The following is a 17943-nucleotide window of genomic DNA, read 5'->3' as shown; positions in this document are numbered from 1 at the left end:
GCCTCAAGGCGCGAAGTTGCGCAAGATCCGTCCCGCGCCGAAAAGCCGGGTCACAAAGGCCAGGCGGCACCCGGATAACGCGGCCGCGCTTGCCCTTCCCCAGGTTTCCCGCTAATCGCGGGCGAAACCGGATATGGAGCCCGTCCCATGAAAAAGCCCAGCAAAGTCGTGCTTGCCTATTCGGGCGGCCTCGACACTTCGATCATCCTCAAATGGCTGCAAACCGAATATGGCTGCGAAGTGGTGACCTTCACCGCCGATCTCGGCCAGGGCGAAGAGCTGGAACCAGCGCGCCAGAAAGCGCTGCTGCTGGGGATCAAAGAGGAAAATATCCACATCCTCGACCTGCGCGAGGAATTCGTGCGTGATTTCGTCTTCCCGATGTTCCGCGCCAATGCGGTCTATGAGGGGCTTTACCTGCTTGGCACCTCGATCGCGCGGCCGCTGATCGCGAAGCACCTCGTTGAGATCGCTCAGGCCACCGGCGCCGATGCCGTGGCGCATGGCGCGACCGGCAAAGGCAATGATCAGGTCCGGTTCGAGCTGGGCGTTGCGGCGCTTGATCCGTCGATCCGGGTGATCGCACCCTGGCGGGAATGGGATCTCTCCTCCCGCACCAAACTGCTGGAATTCGCCGAGGCGAACCAGATTCCGGTCGCGAAAAACAAGCGTGGCGAGGCCCCCTTCTCGGTCGACGCGAACCTGCTGCATACCTCGTCCGAGGGCACCGTGCTGGAAGACCCGGCAATTGAAGCACCCGACTATGTCGCCTCGCGCATTGTCGCGGTGGAAGACGCCCCGAACACTCCGGAATTTATCGAAATCACCTTCGAAAAGGGCGATCCGGTTGCGCTGAATGGCGAGGCGCTGTCGCCGGCCACCATGCTCACCCGGTTGAACGAACTGGGCGGCAAGCACGGCATCGGGTTGCTCGATTTCGTCGAAAACCGTTTCGTCGGCATGAAGTCGCGCGGCGTTTACGAGACCCCCGGCGGTACCATCATGCTGGAAGCCCATCGCGGCATCGAACAGATCACGCTCGACAGCGGCGCGGGTCACCTCAAGGACTCGATCATGCCGCGCTATGCCGAGCTGATCTATAACGGCTTCTGGTTCTCGCCGGAGCGCGAGGCGCTGCAGGCCCTGATCGATAAGACCCAGGAGCATGTCTCTGGCACCGTGAAGCTGAAGCTTTACAAAGGCGTCGCGCGCACTGTCGCCCGCTGGTCGGATCACACGCTTTATTCTGAGAAGCATGTCACTTTCGAAGAAGATGCCGGTGCTTACGATCAGAAAGACGCGGCGGGCTTTATCCGCCTGAACGCGCTGCGCCTGCGGCTGATCGCCACCCGCAATGCGCGCGTCGCGAAAAAAGGCTGATTGCCGGATTCAGTGCGGGACCGGTAAGGCCCCGCACTGACAGCAATTTTTGGGTCGGGCCAGAGGTTCTTGCCCCACCTTAGGTCCTTACCCCACCTTACAGGCCGCCATCACCGCCATATTCAGGATGTCATTGACGGTGGAAGAGGTCGAACAGATCTGGATCGGCTTGTTCACGCCCGACAGGATCGGCCCGATCACCGTGGCGCCTGCCATTTCCTGCATTAGCTTGACCGAGATCGAGGCCGAATGCCGCGCCGGCACCACGAGGATATTCGCGGGCCCGGTCAGGCGACAGAACGGATAGGCCGCCATCTGATCTGTGTTCAGCGCGACATCGACGGTCATCTCGCCATCATATTCGAAATCGACACCGCGCCGGTCCAGCACATCGACAGCCCGATGCATTTTGGTGGCGCGCTCTGATACCGGATAGCCAAAGGTCGAGAAGCTGACGAATGCCACGCGAGGGTCGACCCCCATTGAGCGCGCCACGCCGGCGGCGCGGGTCGCGATGGTCGCCAGATCCTCTTCATCGGGCCATTCATGCACCAGGGTATCGGTGATGAAGACGATCCGCCCCTTATGCAGCAGCGCTGTCACCCCCACCGCGCCATCGACGGCTTTCGCGTCGAACACATTGTTGATCAGAGAAAGGACATGTGCCGATTTTCGGGTTGCGCCGGTCACCAGCCCATCGCCATGCCCATGTGCGAGCATCAGGGATGCAAACACATGCCGGTCACGTGCCGCGATGCGGTGAATATCCTGGCGATCATGACCCTGACGTTGCAGGCGTTTGTAAAGAAAGTCCTTATAGTGATCGAGATGGCGTGAATTGGCGGCATTCACCACCTCAAGCTCGCGCACCGCGTCGCCCAGACCGGCAGTCTCCAGCTTTTCGCGCACATCCGCCTCGCGGCCCACAACCAGCGATTTTCCCAGACCAGACCGCTGCCAGGCCACCGCCGCGCGCAGGACACGCGGGTCATCGCCCTCGGCGAAGATCATCCGGGCCTGGGCCTGGCGCGCCCTTGCATGCAGGCCCTGCAGAATGGTCGCCGTCGGGTCCATCCGCGCCTTCAGGCTTGCCTCATAGGATTTCATATCGATGATCGGGCGGCGCGCCACGCCTGTATCCATCCCGGCCTTGGCCACCGCCGGCGGCACGACATAGATCAGACGCGGGTCAAACGGCGTCGGAATGATGTAGTCACGCCCGAAGGAAAGCTTGCGCCCATAGGCCATCGCGACCTCGTCGGGCACATCTTCGCGGGCGAGTTTGGCCAGCGCCTGGGCACAGGCGATCTTCATCTCGTCATTGATCGCGCGGGCATGGATATCCAGCGCACCCCGGAAGAGATAGGGGAAGCCCAGCACGTTATTGACCTGGTTCGGGTAATCTGAACGCCCGGTTGCCACGATCGCATCGGCGCGGACCGCATGGGCCTCTTCCGGCGTGATCTCCGGATCCGGGTTCGCCATCGCGAAGATCACCGGATTTTCCGCCATCGAGGCGACCATCTCGGGCGTCACCGCACCCTTGGCCGAAACGCCCAGGAACACATCCGCGCCGATCATCGCCTCTTCAAGGCTGCGCGCATCGGTCTTCACGGCATGGGCCGATTTCCATTGGTTCATACCCTCGGTACGGCCCTGGTAAATCACGCCCTTGGTGTCGCACATGATGCAATTCTCATGCCGCGCGCCCATGGATTTCAACAGCTCCAGACAGGCAATCCCGGCGGCCCCTGCCCCGTTCAGAACGATCTTCACGTCCTGGATCTTCTTGCCCGAGATCTCCAGCGCGTTGATCAACCCCGCCGCGCAGATCACCGCTGTGCCATGCTGGTCATCATGGAAGACCGGGATATCGCAGATCTCCTTCAGACGCTGTTCGATGATAAAGCATTCCGGCGCCTTGATATCTTCAAGGTTGATGCCGCCAAAGGTCGGTGACATCAGCTTGACCGCCCTGATGATGTCATCCGCGTCTTCGGTATCAAGTTCGATATCGATCGCATTCACATCTGCAAAGCGTTTGAAAAGAACCGCCTTTCCCTCCATCACCGGCTTCGAGGCCAGCGCGCCAAGGTTCCCCATCCCCAGAATCGCGGTTCCGTTCGAGATAACGGCGACCATATTGCCTTTGACCGTGTAATCATAAGCCGTCTCGGGCCGGTCGGCGATGGCCTGAACCGGTACTGCAACCCCGGGCGAATAGGCCAGCGACAGATCACGCTGCGTCGCCATTGGCTTCGACGCTGTGATCTCGTACTTCCCCGGACGCGGCTCGAAATGATAAGCGAGGGCTTCTTCCGGCGTGGTTCTGGAACGGGTCATTTTCGGGCCATGGTGCGAATTAAAGTTACTTTGCACATGCCTTGTCACGCATGAAATGAAAAGCCCGGATGACGGCCTTTTCGTCACGCCTTCGTTTTTGTAGGGTCGGCGCCGAAGCCCGGGGAACCATGTCAGACGAAACCGTCACGCCAATGATGGCGCAATATCTCGACATCAAAGCGCAGAATCCTGGGGCTTTGTTGTTCTACCGGATGGGCGACTTCTACGAGATGTTCTTTGATGACGCCCTGGCGGCGTCCGAGGCGCTGGATATCGCGCTGACCAAACGCGGGTTCCACAAGGGCGAGCCGATTGCCATGTGCGGCGTGCCCTATCACGCCGCCGAAGGCTATCTGCTGACACTGATCCGCAAGGGATTCCGTGTCGCCATCGCCGAACAGCTGGAAGACCCGGCCGAAGCAAAGAAGCGCGGCTCGAAATCGGTTGTGAAACGCGATGTGGTGCGGCTGGTAACCCCCGGCACCCTGACCGAGGATTCCCTGCTCGAAGCGCGGCGCCATAATTACCTCGCCGCCTATACCGCTTTGCGCGATGAGGGCGCGCTGGCCTGGTGCGATATCTCGACCGGCGAGTTCCGGGTCATGCCCTGCGCGCTGGCGCGTCTCGGGCCAGAGCTGGCCCGGCTTGCGCCGCGCGAATTGCTGGTTCCGGATGAAGAATCGACCGAAATCGCAAGCCTGGTGACTGATTCCGGCGCCGCGATGACGCCGCTGGCCCGTGCGAGTTTCGATTCCACCGGTGCCGAAAAGCGGCTTTGCGCGCTGTGGCAGGTCAGCTCTCTGGAAGGGTTCGGATCATTTACCCGCGCCGAAATCGCGGGCGATGGGCGGGCTGGTCGGACTATCTTGACCTGACGCAGCGCGGCCGGCCGGGTGCCGCTGTTGCGCCGCCGATCAAAGAACTGCCCGGCGGCACCATGCAGATCGACGCCTCGACCCGGCGCAATCTCGAAATCACCCAGGCGCTTTCGGCGGGCGCGAGGGATCGCTGCTGGCCGCCATCGACCGCACCCGTGACCGCCGCCCCGGCGCGCGCCTGCTGGAGCGCCGCCTCTCCTCGCCCCGCGCGCGATCTGACCACGATCCGCAGCCGCCATGACGCGTTGCGTGCGCTCCTGGATAAAAGCAGGCTCCGCGAAGATCTGCGCGACGACCTGCGCCGCGTGCCCGATATGGACCGCGCGCTGTCGCGCCTTGCGCTGGATCGGGGCGGCCCGCGGGATCTGACCGCGATCCGCGCCGGCCTGACCCAGCCCTGAGCCTGACCGGCAAACTGAACGACCTGCCCGATCTGCTGAGCGAAGCCTCGCAGGCGCTCACCGCCATGAAACCCTGGTGGGCCTGCTGGACCAGGCGCTGGTGGCCGAGCCGCCGCTGCTGGCCCGCGATGGTGGCTTTATCGCCACCGGTTTCGACCATGAACTGGATGAAACCGCCAGCTGCGCGACGAAGGCCGGGTGTGATCGCCGGAATGCAGGCGCAATATTCCGAGCATGCCGGTGTGCCCGCGCTGAAGATCAAACATAACAACGTGCTGGGCTATTTCATCGAAGTCACCACAACGCATGAGGAAAAACTCCGCGCCCATCCCGACCTCTTCATCCACCGCCAGACCACCGCCGGTCAGGTGCGGTTCACCACGGTCGCGCTGTCCGATCTGGAAACCCGGATCCTGAACTCGTCCAACCGGGCGCTGGAGCTGGAAAAACGTCACTATGAAAGCCTGAAACGCGCGATTCTCGACCAGGCCGGCCCAATAGGCGCCACAGCGCGCGCCCTGGCCGAAATCGACCTCTGCGCAGGCTTTGCCGATCTCGCCGCCGAGGGCGACTGGACAGAGCCAAAGGTCGATGACAGCCGCGCCTTCCTGATCGGGGGCGGACGCCATCCGGTGGTCGAACGGGCCCTCAGACGCCAGGGCGGGCAGAGCTTTGTCGCCAATGACTGCGATCTGACCACCGGCAATTCCCCGGCGATCTGGCTGCTGACCGGCCCGAATATGGCGGGTAAATCAACCTTCCTGCGCCAGAACGCCCTGATCGCGCTGATGGCCCAGGCCGGCAGCTTCGTCCCGGCCCGCTCGGCCCATATCGGCCTTGTCAGCCAGCTTTTCAGCCGCGTCGGAGCATCAGACGACCTCGCGCGGGCCGCTCGACCTTCATGGTAGAAATGGTGGAAACCGCCGCCATCCTGAACCAGGCCGATGACCGGGCGCTTGTCATCCTGGATGAGATCGGCCGTGGCACCGCCACCTGGGATGGCCTTTCCATCGCCTGGGCCACGCTGGAACATCTGCACGAAATCAACCGCTGCCGCGCGCTCTTCGCCACTCATTACCACGAAATGACCCAGCTTTCCGCAAAGCTTGACGGGGTCGAAAACGCCACCGTCTCGGTTCGTGAATGGGAAGGCGAGGTGATCTTCCTGCATGAGGTCAGGCGCGGCGCCGCCGACCGCAGCTACGGCGTCCAGGTCGCCCGGCTCGCCGGCCTGCCGCCTTCGGTTATCGAACGCGCGAAAACGGTTCTCGAAGCACTTGAACAGGGCGACCGCCAGGGCACGAAGCAAGCCGCCCTGATCGACGACCTGCCGCTGTTCCGCGCCGCGCCTCCGCCTTCTGCCGTGAAACCCGCACAGGAAAGCAGGATCGAAGCCCGGCTGAAAGAAACGAGCCCCGACCAGCTTACGCCGATCGGGGCCCTAAATCTTATCTATGAGCTGAAGGCCCTGCTGGGCTGATCAGCCCGGGGTCGAGGACACGCCCACCTGCGCCGGACGCAGCAGCCGGTCATGGAGCATAAAGCCCTCGGTCATCACCTGGATGATCTGCCCGGCTTTGGTTCCGGGCACCGGCGCCTCAAACATCGCCTCATGCATCTGCGGATCGAACTGATCGCCGACCGCCGGCGACACTGCCTTTACCCCGTGCTTGTCCATCACCTTGGACAATTCCCGCAGCGTCAGCTCGACGCCTTCGATAAGCGCGCTCGACGCGGCGCGGCTTTCTTCCGGAATGGCCGCAAGCGCGCGGTTCAGGTTATCATAAACCGGCAGAAGATCCCGTGCCAGCCGCGTGCCGCCATATTGCTCGGCCTCGCGGCGATCCCGGTCGGCCCGTTTGCGCGAATTCTCGGCATCTGCCAGGGCGCGCATGAACTTGTCGCGGAACTCGTCACGTTCCAGACGGATCGTCTCCAGCTCGTCAAGCGACATCTCTTCATATTCCGGCAGATCGCCCGCCTGGCCGTTTTCCTGGGCGGCGTTGTCTTCCTGCGCCATGACCACTCCTCAAGTCTTTCGGGCCTCAGCCCCTTTTCACTTCAACCGCGTCCGCGATCGGAAACCATCCGACCGACGAGCTGCGCCGTATAATCGACAATCGGCACAACCCGCCCATAGTTCAGCCGGGTCGGTCCGATCACGCCGACGGCACCGATAATCTTTCGCTCGGCGTTCATATAGGGGGAAACGACCAGACTTGAACCCGAAAGTGAAAAGAGTTTGTTTTCCGAGCCGATGAAGATGCGCACCCCGTCACCCTCATCCGCAAGTTCCAGAAATTCCGCGATATCGCGCTTGCGTTCGAGATCGTCGAAAAGATTGCGGATCCGGTCGACATCCTCGGATCCGGCGCTTTCCAGCAGATTGGCACGGCCGCGCACAATCAGCCGCTCGGACGAAAGGCCCGCATTCTCCCAGACCGCCAGCCCGCTTTCGACCAGCTCGCGCGCCAGAACATCAACTTCCTGGCGACGGGCGGCTACTTCGGCGCGGATATGCTGGCGCAGATCAGAAAGCGTCCGCCCGCCCGCCATGGCATTAAGGAAATTCGCAGCCTCGCGCATCGAGGACGGTGTTTGCCCGGGCGGCGGATGGAACAGACGGTTCTCAACCTGGCCATCGGCAAAGACCAGCACCACAAGCGCCCGATCTGCCGAAAGCGAGACAAATTCGATATGCCGGATCGGTGCCGATTCATGCTTTGGCGTCATCACGATACTGGCGCCTCCGGTCAGGAAGGAAAGCGCCGCCGAAACATGGTCGAGCGCCATGCCAACATCGTGATCCTCGCCGCTGAGCGTCGCATCGATCCGCGCGCGGTCGGCCTGATCAACCGTTCCGACCTCAAGAAAGCCGTCGACAAACAGCCGCAGCCCCTGCTGCGTCGGAATCCGCCCTGCCGAAATATGCGGGCTGTCCAGCAGACCGAGGAATTCCAGATCCTGCATCACATTGCGGATGGTCGCGGCCGAGATCTGTTCGCTCAGGCTACGGGTAAGCGTGCGCGATCCAACCGGCTCACCGGTTTCAAGATAGCCCTCGACCACGCGCCGGAAAACTTCGCGCGACCTGTCACTCATTTGCTGCAGCAGCTCTTTTCTGTCCGCCATTACATCCCGGCCCGCCTTTCATTTGACTTAAGGACCAATAGCACCCGCCGTCAATGCGCCAGCCCCCTGTTACGCCTGGTGATCAGGGTTGCATCCGGCGCCTGCCCGCGCATATCTGACCGCAAATCTTTGAAAGGATCAGTCATGCGCCCCTCTGGAAGAGAGCTCGACCAACTTCGCACGGTTTCCATTGAAACCGGGGTTTCCCTTCACGCCGAAGGCTCCTGCCTGATCCGGATGGGAAATACCCATGTGCTTTGCACCGCTTCGATCGAAGACAAGCCGCCGCCCTTCCTGCGCAACACCGGCATGGGCTGGGTGACGGCGGAATATGGCATGTTGCCGCGATCCACCCATACCAGATCGCGCCGCGAGGCAGCTGCAGGCAAACAATCCGGCAGAACACAAGAGATTCAAAGGCTTATAGGTCGCAGCCTGCGCGCAGTGGTTGACCGGCAAGCGCTTGGGGAACGTCAGATCACCGTCGATTGCGATGTGATCCAGGCCGATGGTGGCACCCGCTGCGCGGCCATCACTGGCGGCTGGGTCGCTTTGCGCCTGGCAATGAACAAGCTGATGCAAAAGGGCCTCGTCACCGGCGATCCGCTGCTCGATCACGTCGCGGCAGTGTCCTGCGGCATCTATGCCGGCCAGAATGTGCTGGATCTTGACTATGACGAAGACTCGGCAGCAGGCACTGATGGCAATTTCGTGATCACCGGCAAGGGCAAGCTGGTTGAGGTTCAGGCCTCGGCAGAAGGCGCGCCCTTCGCGGTTGAAGACCTCACCATCCTGCTCGGGCTTGGCCTTAAGGGCACTGCGGCGCTGGTCGAAGCACAGAAGAAGGCCATTGGCGCATGACCCGCAAATTCACCGGCGACCAGCTTGTGATCGCGAGCCACAACAAAGGCAAGCTGGAGGAATTCGCGACATTGCTGGCACCGCTTGGCATCCGTTGCATTTCCGCCGGTGAGTTTGACCTGGATGAGCCGGAAGAGACCGAGGACACATTCGTCGGCAACGGCCGGATCAAAGCACATTATGCGGCAATGGCCACCGGCCTTCCCGCGCTGGCTGATGATTCCGGCCTGACGATTGATGCGCTGGACGGGGCTCCGGGTGTCTATACCGCTGACTGGGCCGAAACCCCGAATGGCCGTGATTTCGGCATGGCGATGGAAAAAACCTGGGCGCTGCTGGAAGAGCGCGGGGCGCCTGCCCCGCGCCTGGGCCAGTTTCGGTGCACTCTGGTTCTTGCCTGGCCCGATGGTCATGACGAAATCGTCGAAGGCAGCTGCGCCGGAGAATTGATCTGGCCGCGCCGGGGTCTTGAAGGCCATGGCTACGATCCCATGTTCCAGCCTGACGGCTACGCGCAGACTTTTGCCGAGATGTCAGCCGATCAAAAGAATGCGATAAGCCACCGGGCACGGGCAGTCGCCGCTATCATGGAAAAGTGTTTCACGTGAAACAGGAACATGCAGAAGACTGGCAAGAGGGAGGCTTCTCCCTCTACCTTCATTGGCCCTTCTGCAAGGCAAAATGCCCCTATTGCGATTTCAACAGCCATGTACGTGCGAGAATTGATCAGGCCGAGTGGAAAGAGGCCTATCTGCGCGAGCTGGATCGCGCTGCCACAGAAACCGGAGGACGTATCCTCCATTCGGTATTCTTCGGTGGTGGCACGCCCTCGCTGATGGACCCCGAAACGGTTGGCGCCATTCTGGATCGGATTTCCCGCCACTGGCGCATGACAAACGATTTTGAGGTTACACTCGAGGCCAATCCGACTTCCGTAGAAGCATCGCGTTTCAGGTCTTATCGCCTGGCCGGCGTTAATCGTGTCTCACTCGGCCTTCAGGCATTGAATGATCAGGATCTGCTGCGTCTCGGGCGTCAGCATAGCGCCGCTGAGGGGCTGGCAGCATTGGATCTGGCCCGTGACCTTTTTGACCGAACCTCCTGTGATCTGATCTATGCCCGTCAGGATCAGGATCTCGCCTCATGGGGAGATGAACTGCGCCAGGTCCTGGCCCGAGGCCCCGACCATATCTCGCTCTACCAGCTGACCGTCGAGGAAGGCACGGTTTTTGCCAGGCTATATGACGCCGGAAAGCTCCGGGGTCTTCCGGATGAAGACCTCGCAGCAGATATGTATGATCTGACCACTGACGTCTGTGGCACAGCCGGTTTGCTTGGGTATGAAGTCTCGAACTATGCCCGACCGGGCTGTGAATCGCGCCACAATCTGACCTATTGGCGCATGGGTGACTATCTCGGCATCGGCCCGGGCGCACATGGCCGCCTCACTCTGAACGGGCAACGCGTGGCAACACTCGCTCATAAGTCACCTGAGCTCTGGCTGGAAGCCCTGAGAAAAACAGGTAAAGGCGAAGTTCCACGTGAAACTATCAGCCCGCAGGATCAGGCGCTGGAATATCTGATGATGTCATTGCGGCTGAGTGAGGGCATGTCACTGCCCCGCTACACCAGGATGCTTGGACGTCGGCCGAACAGCGAAAAGCTGGAAACCCTGCAGAAGGATGGCTTCATCACCCTGCAGGATGATCGTCTGACAGCCACCGCGACCGGCCGGCTTTTGCTCAACCGGCTGATCCTGGAGCTGTCAGAAGCCTGATCAGTCGCGGGCCAGACCCGAGGGCCCGGAAGACAGCAGCTGGCACAGCAGGTCCAGCTCTTCCAGATCGCGATAGGAAATAACCAGGCTGCCGCCCTGCCCCTTGTGATCGATCCGTACAGTCATCCCAAGCTGCGCCGACAAATCTCCCTCCAGCGCGCGCGTATCGGCATCTTTGGTGCTTTCCCGCGCGCTAGACTGCTCCGACGACGTCGATTTCGTCGGCTCCAGGGCCTCACGGGCCAGCTTTTCAGTCTCCCGCACCGAAAGACCGCGCGCGATCACTGTCTGGGCCAGCCGCAAAGGGTCTGGCGCTGTGATCAGAGCCCGTGCATGACCTGCCGACAGCGCGCCCTCGCGCACCATCTTTTGCACGTCACCGGGCAGATTCAGCAGCCTTAGCAGATTGGTCACATGGCTGCGGCTTTTCGACAGCGCCTCGGCCACTTTTTCCTGGGTATGACCAAAACGATCAATCAACTGGCGCAGCCCCAAAGCCTCTTCAATCGCATTGAGATCTTCGCGCTGGATGTTCTCGATGATCGCGATTTCCAGCACTTCGGTATCATCAAGCTCGCGGATCACCACCGGAACTTCATGCAATTGTGCTATCTGCGCCGCGCGCCAGCGCCGCTCGCCGGCGACGATCTCGTAATGGTCGCCTTTGACCCGCACGACCAGAGGCTGGATAACCCCCTTCTGCCGCAGCGAATCTGCCAGCGCCTCCAGCGCCGCCTGGTCGAAATCCTTGCGCGGCTGCTCCGGGTTCGGTTGCAGCTTTTCGACCGGCAGCCTGGTGTCCGCCCGCCGCGGCCCCTCACTCTCGGGGCGCAAATTCACATCCGACATCAATGCCGAAAGACCACGACCAAGCCCTTTGCGTTCCATGCTCTGCCTCTTCTTCTTGTTGTCAGGACCGCAGTTTAGCGGCAATTTCCCCGGCCAAAGACCGATAGGCTTCGGCACCGCGCGAGGTCGGATCATATTCCGTCACCGGCTTGGCGAAAGAGGGCGCTTCAGAAAGCCGCACATTGCGCGGGATGATGGTGCGAAACACCATATCACCAAGGTTCTCGCGCGCATCAGTCTCGACCTGCTGCGCCAGATTGTTGCGACCATCATACATCGTCAGAACAACGCCCTCAATCCGAAGATCCGGATTCGCCGAACGCCGCACATCCCGCACCGTCAAAAGAAGCTGCGAGAGCCCCTCAAGCGCGAAAAACTCGGCCTGAAGCGGCACAAGCACCGAATTCGCCGCCACAAGCGCGTTAACCGTCAGCAAAGACAGCGAAGGCGGGCAGTCAATCAGCACGACATCAAAGCCCATCGCCTCGATATCCGGGTGGCGCAAAGCGTCATGCAGCAGAAAACTGCGCTTCTCATTGGCGACAAGATCGATATCCGCCGAGGCCAGGTCGGAATTCGCCGGGCTGATCCACAGATTATTCACTGAAGTGCGCTGAATGATGGCGTTCGGTGCCCCGTCCGACAAAATCAGGTCATAAGTGGTGAGTTTACGATCATTCGTCGCAACCCCAAGGCCCGTCGAAGCGTTACCCTGGGGATCAAGATCGACGAGCAGGATCCGCAGCCCCCTCTCGGCCAGGGCTGCCGACAGATTTATCGCGGTCGTGGTCTTCCCAACGCCGCCTTTCTGGTTGGCGACGGCGATGACATGCGCCGGAAAGGGCATGGCGTCAGTCTTGGGAATCGCGGCTGGCACGGCGCACTGTCCTTAATTTCAGGGTGGCTGATCCTTTATGCCCCGGATCGTCCGCCGCCTCCAGATCGAAGCGCCAGTTTTTCTGCGCCGCCGCAACCTCATCTGCCCAGCTCTCGCCCTTCGGAAAAAGACAGGTCATATCGGGCGATCCGTGTCGCTCGGCAATCGCGCAAAGCATATCCAGGGGGCAAGCGCTCTTGCGGACACAACATCTGCCCCAAGTGGCGCAATGGCCTCGGCTCGCTCGGCCCGCACATCAACCGGGATACCCATCTGACGCGCCGCCTCACGCAGGAAGGTGGCCTTGCGTTGGTCCGATTCAACGAGAACCACCCTGGTTGCAAGACCACGATCCTGAAGCAAAGCGGCAACAACGATCCCAGGAAATCCGCCGCCCGACCCGAAATCTGCCCAGAGCTGGGGTTGCTCCGGCGCAAGCAGAAAGATCCGCGCCGAATCCTCGATATGCCGCGCCCAGATCTCTCCCACAGTGGAGCGTGAGATCAGATTGATCTTCTGCGTCCATTTTGCGGTCAGTGCCTCGTATAGCCTTAGCTTTTCAAGGCCTTCCGGGCTGATGCCCAGGTCATTCCAAAGTGCTTGATCCAAGGGTCACCCGGCCAGTCTGGCCGCTGCGATCTTGCGCAGCGATGCAATCAGCAGCATCACTGCGGCCGGGGTCATCCCTTCAATCTGACGCGCCTGCTGGATAGTTTCCGGCAGCTTACGCAGCAATTTCCCGGTAAGCTCCGCCGAAAGACCGGAAAGCGCGGCATAATCGAAATCTGCCGGAATCTTCATCGCCTCATGGCGACGAAGCTCTTCGGCCGCAGCGGCCTGCCGATCCGTATATTGGGAATAAAGCGACTCGATTTCCGCCTGCGCCCTTGCGGCAGCCGGATGATCTGCAAGCGCCGGCACCAGCCCATCCAAAACGGCCGGATCATATTCCGGCATGGCCATCAGATCCCAGGCGGTCCGTCTGGCGCCGTCTTTGCTGACGGTGATTCCGACCTCGGCAAGCTCTTTTGGGGTGAACTTTGCCGCTGTTAAAACCTCGGTGATCGCCCCGAGGGCCTCCATTTTCGCTCCGAATGCGCGGCTGCGCGCCTCCCGGACACAACCCACCTCCTGGCCCTTGGGCGTCAGGCGCTGATCCGCGTTATCTGCACGCAGGCTAAGCCGGTACTCGGCCCGCGAGGTGAACATACGATAGGGCTCGGTGACGCCACGGGTGACCAGATCATCAATCATGACCCCGATATAGCTGTCACTGCGCGAGAAGCTCACCGGCTCCTGCGTCCTTGAGGCTCGCGCGGCGTTCAGCCCGGCAACCATGCCTTGGGCTGCCGCCTCTTCATATCCTGTGGTTCCATTGATCTGCCCCGCAAGATATAGGCCGGCGAGAGCTTTAGTTTCCAGCGACGACTTCAACCCCCGCGGGTCGAGATAGTCATATTCAATGGCATAGCCTGGCTGAAGAATGGCCACATTCTCAAGGCCAGCCATGGTCCGGACGTAAGCCTCCTGTATTTCAGCGGGCAAAGAGGTCGATATTCCGTTTGGATAGACAGTGTCATCATCTAGGCCTTCGGGTTCCAGAAAGACCTGATGGCTGTCCTTGTCGGCAAAGCGCACGACTTTATCTTCGATCGAGGGGCAGTAACGGGGGCCGACTCCATCAATATGGCCGCCATACATTGCCGAACGATTAAGATTATCACGAATAATCTGATGCGTGGCCGCAGAGGTATGCGTAATGCCGCAGGAAATCTGCCTTGCGACCGCTTTATTATTCATAAACGACAGGAGAACCGGATCTTCATCGGCGGGCTGCATTTCCAGCCGGCTCCAGTCAATCGACTTCCCGTCCAGTCGCGGTGGCGTCCCGGTTTTAAGGCGCCCAGTTTCCAGACCAAGATCATGGATCTGCTGTGCAAGTCGGACAGAAGCTTGATCGCCAACGCGACCACCAGGGCGGCTTTGGTCACCTACATGGATCAGGCCGTTCAGGAATGTGCCGGTTGTGAGCACGATGGCCGCTGCAGAAATCTCTGACCCATCAGCCAGCCGCAATCCGGTAACGCGCCCTGCCAGAGTGATCAACCCGGCCGCCTCGCCCTCAATGACAGAAAGACAGGCTTCCTCGGCCAGCAAACTCTGCACCGCACGGCGATAGAGTTTACGATCAGCCTGGGTCCTTGGCCCCTGTACTGCGGGGCCCTTTCTGCGATTCAAAAGCCGGTACTGAATACCAGCCATATCTCCGGCCCGGCCCATAATGCCGTCCATCGCATCAATTTCCCGAACGAGATGGCCCTTTCCAAGACCGCCAATCGCCGGGTTGCAGGACATGACGCCTATTGTCTCTGCGCGCATTGTCACCAATGCCGTTCGCACCCCGATACGCGCAGCAGCCGCTGCGGCCTCGGCCCCGGCATGGCCGCCGCCGACCACCAGAACATCAAAATGTTTCACGTGAAACACCCTCACTTTCCGATACAGAAGCTGGCGAAGATCTCGCCCAGCAATTCTTCGACATCAACACGCCCAACCAGACTGTCCAGTGATCGCAATACCTGACGCAACTCTTCCGCCACAATCTCGGACTGAACACCGTTATCCATCATCTGCAACACAGCCCCGATCGCGGTGATTCCCTGCTCCAGCGCATGCCGATGCCGTTCACGCACCATTATACCAGCACCAGCGACTTTTTCCGAGAGCCGCGCTGTAACTTGCTGCAGCAAAGCGTCAATTCCTTCGCCAGTGAGACCCGAGACCGCGAGGCCAGGGCCAGGACCACCAAGGTCGGCCTTCCCGCTCAGCTGGATATCACCATCCCGAAGCGCAATCCCAAGATCACCCTCCCCGAGGAACAACCGCAAATCGGCGGCCTCAGCGCGCTGGATCGCCCGTCTGATACCTTCGCGCTCCACGAGATCGTCGCTTTCCCTGAGCCCGGCGGTGTCGAGCAAGGTAACCGCGAGGCCGGATAGGTCCATCCTGACCTCGATCACATCCCGCGTGGTGCCCGCTATTTCCGACGTAATCGCCGCCTCCCGACCTGCCAGGCGATTGAGAAGTGTGGATTTTCCGGCATTCGGTGGGCCAATAATCGCGACCTCGAAACCTTCGCGAATGCGTTCTGCGGCTGAAACGGCCGCCGCTTCGCGGGCAATCTCACCCGATAGCGCTGTCAGAATCTCGCGCACTTCCGGGGTCACATCGACTGGCACGTCTTCATCAGCAAAATCAATCGTTGCCTCGATCAGAGCCGCGGCCCGGATCAGGCGGCTTCGCCAGTGATCAACTGTTTTTCCGATACTACCAGACAATACCCGCAGCGCCTGCTTACGCTGCGCCTCGGTTTCAGCGTCAATCAGGTCGGCCAGCCCCTCGACCTGTGTCAGGTCGAGCATGCCATTGTCGAGCGCCCGCCGGGTAAATTCGCCCGCCTCTGCCATACGCGCAAGGCCGGTTTCGCCAATAGCCCGCAGCACGGCATTGACCACCGCCAACCCGCCATGGGTTTGCAGCTCGATCACTTCTTCGCCGGTAAAGCTGGCATTTTCCACAAAGCCCAACACCAGAGCCTGGTCGAGATGTTGACCCTGCCACGCGATATTGCGCAAACTGGCAAGGCGCGGCTTTGGAGCCGCGCCTGTCAGTACTTTGCATATGGCGAAAGAATTCGGGCCAGAGACCCTGATTACCGCGACGCCCGCCCGCCCACGAGCTGTCGCGCTGGCATAGATCGTGTCAGCCATCGCAACCCCGCTGGCCCCCGATCAGGTATTCATCGAGTCGAAGAACTCGGAATTCGACTTGGTCTGTTTCAGCTTGCCGATCAGGAATTCGATAGCGTCGGTGGTGCCCATCGGGTTCAGGATGCGGCGCAGCACATAGGTCTTCTGCAGATCGGATTTATCGACCAGGAGATCCTCTTTCCGTGTGCCGGATTTGAGGATGTCCATCGCCGGGAAGACGCGCTTGTCGGCCACTTTCCGATCCAGAACGATCTCAGAGTTACCGGTGCCTTTGAATTCTTCGAAGATAACTTCATCCATCCGTGAGCCGGTATCAATCAGCGCGGTCGCAATGATCGTCAGCGAGCCGCCCTCTTCGATATTCCGTGCTGCACCGAAGAAACGCTTGGGGCGTTGCAGCGCGTTGGCGTCCACACCACCGGTCAGAACCTTGCCCGAGCTCGGCACGACTGTGTTAAAGGCACGACCAAGTCTTGTGATCGAATCAAGAAGGATCACAACATCTCGTTTATGTTCAACCAGGCGCTTGGCCTTTTCGATCACCATCTCGGCCACAGCCACGTGGCGCGTCGCCGGCTCGTCAAAGGTCGAGGACACAACCTCACCCTTCACCGAACGCTGCATATCGGTAACTTCCTCGGGCCGCTCATCGATCAGCAGCACGATCAGATAGCATTCCGGGTGGTTCGCCGCGACCGAGCGCGCGATGTTTTGCAGAAGAACCGTCTTACCCGTGCGCGGCGGGGCCACGATCAGCGCCCGCTGGCCTTTACCGATCGGCGCCACCAGATCGATGATCCGGGCCGAGCGGTCCTTGATCGTCGGATCCTCGATTTCCATCTTCAGCCGCTCTTCCGGGTAAAGCGGCGTCAGGTTGTCGAAATGGACCTTGTGTTTCGCGCGCTCCGGATCGTCGAAATTGATCAGCGTCGCCTTCACAAGGCTGAAATAGCGCTCATTCTCGGACGGGGCCTTGATCACGCCTTCGATGGAATCGCCGGTGCGCAGCGAAAACTGACGGATCATCTCGGGGCCGACATAGATGTCATCGGGGCCAGGCAGATAGTTGGCCGAAGGGCTGCGCAGAAAGCCGAAACCATCCTGCAGAACCTCAAGGACGCCATCGCCACCGATTTCCCAGCCTTCCTCGGCATGTTCCTTGAGGATCTGGAACATCATCTCGCCCTTGCGCATCGAGGGCGCATTCTCGATCTCCCACTCCTCCGCCATGGCGAGAAGATCGGCCGGGGTCTTGGCCTTGAGATCGGAGAGGTTGAGGCGTTCTGTCATCGCAATACCATTATGCCAGACGCGCGTGCGGCGCGATGCTGGATCAGAGGCTGAAAAAGGGAAGCGTCAGGACCGGACGGCCCCGCATTGCCTGCAGATAGGGGGACTGGGGCTGTAAGTCAATCTTTCTGAGCAGAAAGGCCGCTCAGAAGGCGAAATGCGAGCTGGGAGGCACAAACCCGTGCAGAGTTCATAATATATTTAAGAGAAAGATATGAAGGATGATGTTGTAGTAGGCCCTGAGGATAACAGGATAGCGGCAGTTCCGGGGCATTTTCCCTTGAGTTTTCCACCTGTGGACAGAAGTGGGAAAGATTGGGAAAAAATGCATGGTGTTTTGATTTATCTATTTATATCATGTTCTTAGAACAGCGTTTCCAGGCAT

At 60.4% G+C, this 17943-nt stretch carries 14 protein-coding genes and 1 pseudogene; 5 read left to right on the top strand and 10 right to left on the bottom strand.

The window, feature by feature from the left end:
- Positions 1-147 precede the first annotated feature (147 nt).
- Positions 148-1380: an argininosuccinate synthase gene (locus tag QNO18_RS03705; RefSeq protein ID WP_283176580.1), complete on the top strand. Its 1233-nt coding sequence runs from the start codon at positions 148-150 to the stop codon at positions 1378-1380.
- An 87-nt stretch (positions 1381-1467) separates the two neighbouring features.
- Here the strand turns inward: QNO18_RS03705 and QNO18_RS03700 are convergent, their stop codons facing one another.
- Positions 1468-3723, bottom strand: a complete 2256-nt coding sequence (locus QNO18_RS03700) for an NADP-dependent malic enzyme (RefSeq protein ID WP_283176579.1) — start codon at positions 3721-3723, stop codon at positions 1468-1470.
- Positions 3724-3851: 128 nt separating this feature from the next.
- Here QNO18_RS03700 and mutS point away from each other — a divergent pair.
- Positions 3852-6482 (top strand): annotated as a pseudogene (gene mutS / locus QNO18_RS03695) (DNA mismatch repair protein MutS).
- Here mutS and QNO18_RS03690 read toward each other — a convergent pair.
- The gene (locus tag QNO18_RS03690; protein ID WP_283176578.1) at positions 6483-7022 is read right to left on the bottom strand and encodes a nucleotide exchange factor GrpE; all 540 of its coding nucleotides are present in this window, start codon (positions 7020-7022) and stop codon (positions 6483-6485) included.
- Positions 7023-7063: 41 nt separating this feature from the next.
- Complete coding sequence (gene hrcA, locus QNO18_RS03685) at positions 7064-8134, bottom strand: heat-inducible transcriptional repressor HrcA (RefSeq protein ID WP_198835237.1); 1071 nt, start codon at positions 8132-8134, stop codon at positions 7064-7066.
- 144 nt (positions 8135-8278) lie between these two features.
- Between hrcA and rph the strand changes: the two genes are divergently transcribed.
- The 3 genes from rph to hemW are packed head-to-tail and all read left to right on the top strand — an operon-like array spanning position 8279 to position 10772.
- Positions 8279-8995, top strand: a complete 717-nt coding sequence (gene rph, locus QNO18_RS03680; RefSeq protein WP_283176577.1) for a ribonuclease PH — start codon at positions 8279-8281, stop codon at positions 8993-8995.
- Positions 8992-9603 (top strand): non-canonical purine NTP pyrophosphatase, encoded by a 612-nt coding sequence (locus QNO18_RS03675; protein ID WP_283176576.1) that lies wholly within the window; start codon positions 8992-8994, stop codon positions 9601-9603. Before rph ends, QNO18_RS03675 begins: the two co-directional genes overlap by 4 nt.
- Complete coding sequence (gene hemW, locus QNO18_RS03670; RefSeq protein WP_283176575.1) at positions 9600-10772, top strand: radical SAM family heme chaperone HemW; 1173 nt, start codon at positions 9600-9602, stop codon at positions 10770-10772. The genes QNO18_RS03675 and hemW overlap by 4 nt, the downstream gene beginning before the upstream one ends.
- On the opposite strand, the gene QNO18_RS03665 is transcribed toward hemW, so the two are convergent.
- Genes QNO18_RS03665 through rho form a run of 7 tightly spaced genes read right to left on the bottom strand, consistent with a single transcriptional unit; the run spans position 10773 to position 17558 of the window.
- Positions 10773-11660 (bottom strand): ParB/RepB/Spo0J family partition protein, encoded by an 888-nt coding sequence (locus QNO18_RS03665; RefSeq protein WP_283176574.1) that lies wholly within the window; start codon positions 11658-11660, stop codon positions 10773-10775.
- 22 nt (positions 11661-11682) lie between these two features.
- Positions 11683-12468, bottom strand: a complete 786-nt coding sequence (locus QNO18_RS03660; protein ID WP_198835404.1) for a ParA family protein — start codon at positions 12466-12468, stop codon at positions 11683-11685.
- A gap of 4 nt (positions 12469-12472) precedes the next feature.
- The gene (locus QNO18_RS03655; RefSeq protein ID WP_283176573.1) at positions 12473-12637 is read right to left on the bottom strand and encodes a hypothetical protein; all 165 of its coding nucleotides are present in this window, start codon (positions 12635-12637) and stop codon (positions 12473-12475) included.
- Positions 12634-13107, bottom strand: a complete 474-nt coding sequence (locus QNO18_RS03650; RefSeq protein ID WP_283176572.1) for a 16S rRNA (guanine(527)-N(7))-methyltransferase RsmG — start codon at positions 13105-13107, stop codon at positions 12634-12636. Before QNO18_RS03650 ends, QNO18_RS03655 begins: the two co-directional genes overlap by 4 nt.
- A 3-nt stretch (positions 13108-13110) precedes the next feature.
- The gene (gene mnmG / locus QNO18_RS03645) at positions 13111-14976 is read right to left on the bottom strand and encodes a tRNA uridine-5-carboxymethylaminomethyl(34) synthesis enzyme MnmG (RefSeq protein ID WP_283176571.1); all 1866 of its coding nucleotides are present in this window, start codon (positions 14974-14976) and stop codon (positions 13111-13113) included.
- 11 nt (positions 14977-14987) lie between these two features.
- Complete coding sequence (mnmE, locus tag QNO18_RS03640) at positions 14988-16268, bottom strand: tRNA uridine-5-carboxymethylaminomethyl(34) synthesis GTPase MnmE (RefSeq protein ID WP_283176570.1); 1281 nt, start codon at positions 16266-16268, stop codon at positions 14988-14990.
- Between the two features lie 21 nt (positions 16269-16289).
- Complete coding sequence (gene rho / locus QNO18_RS03635; protein WP_092902145.1) at positions 16290-17558, bottom strand: transcription termination factor Rho; 1269 nt, start codon at positions 17556-17558, stop codon at positions 16290-16292.
- Between the last annotated feature and the right edge of the window lie 385 nt (positions 17559-17943).

It is taken from the genome of Gemmobacter sp. 24YEA27, assembly GCF_030052995.1.
In the GTDB taxonomy this organism is placed as follows: Bacteria; Pseudomonadota; Alphaproteobacteria; order Rhodobacterales; family Rhodobacteraceae; genus Pseudogemmobacter.
The sequence above is the reverse complement of the archived record's forward strand: the minus strand, read 5'-3'. Positions and strand labels throughout refer to the sequence as shown.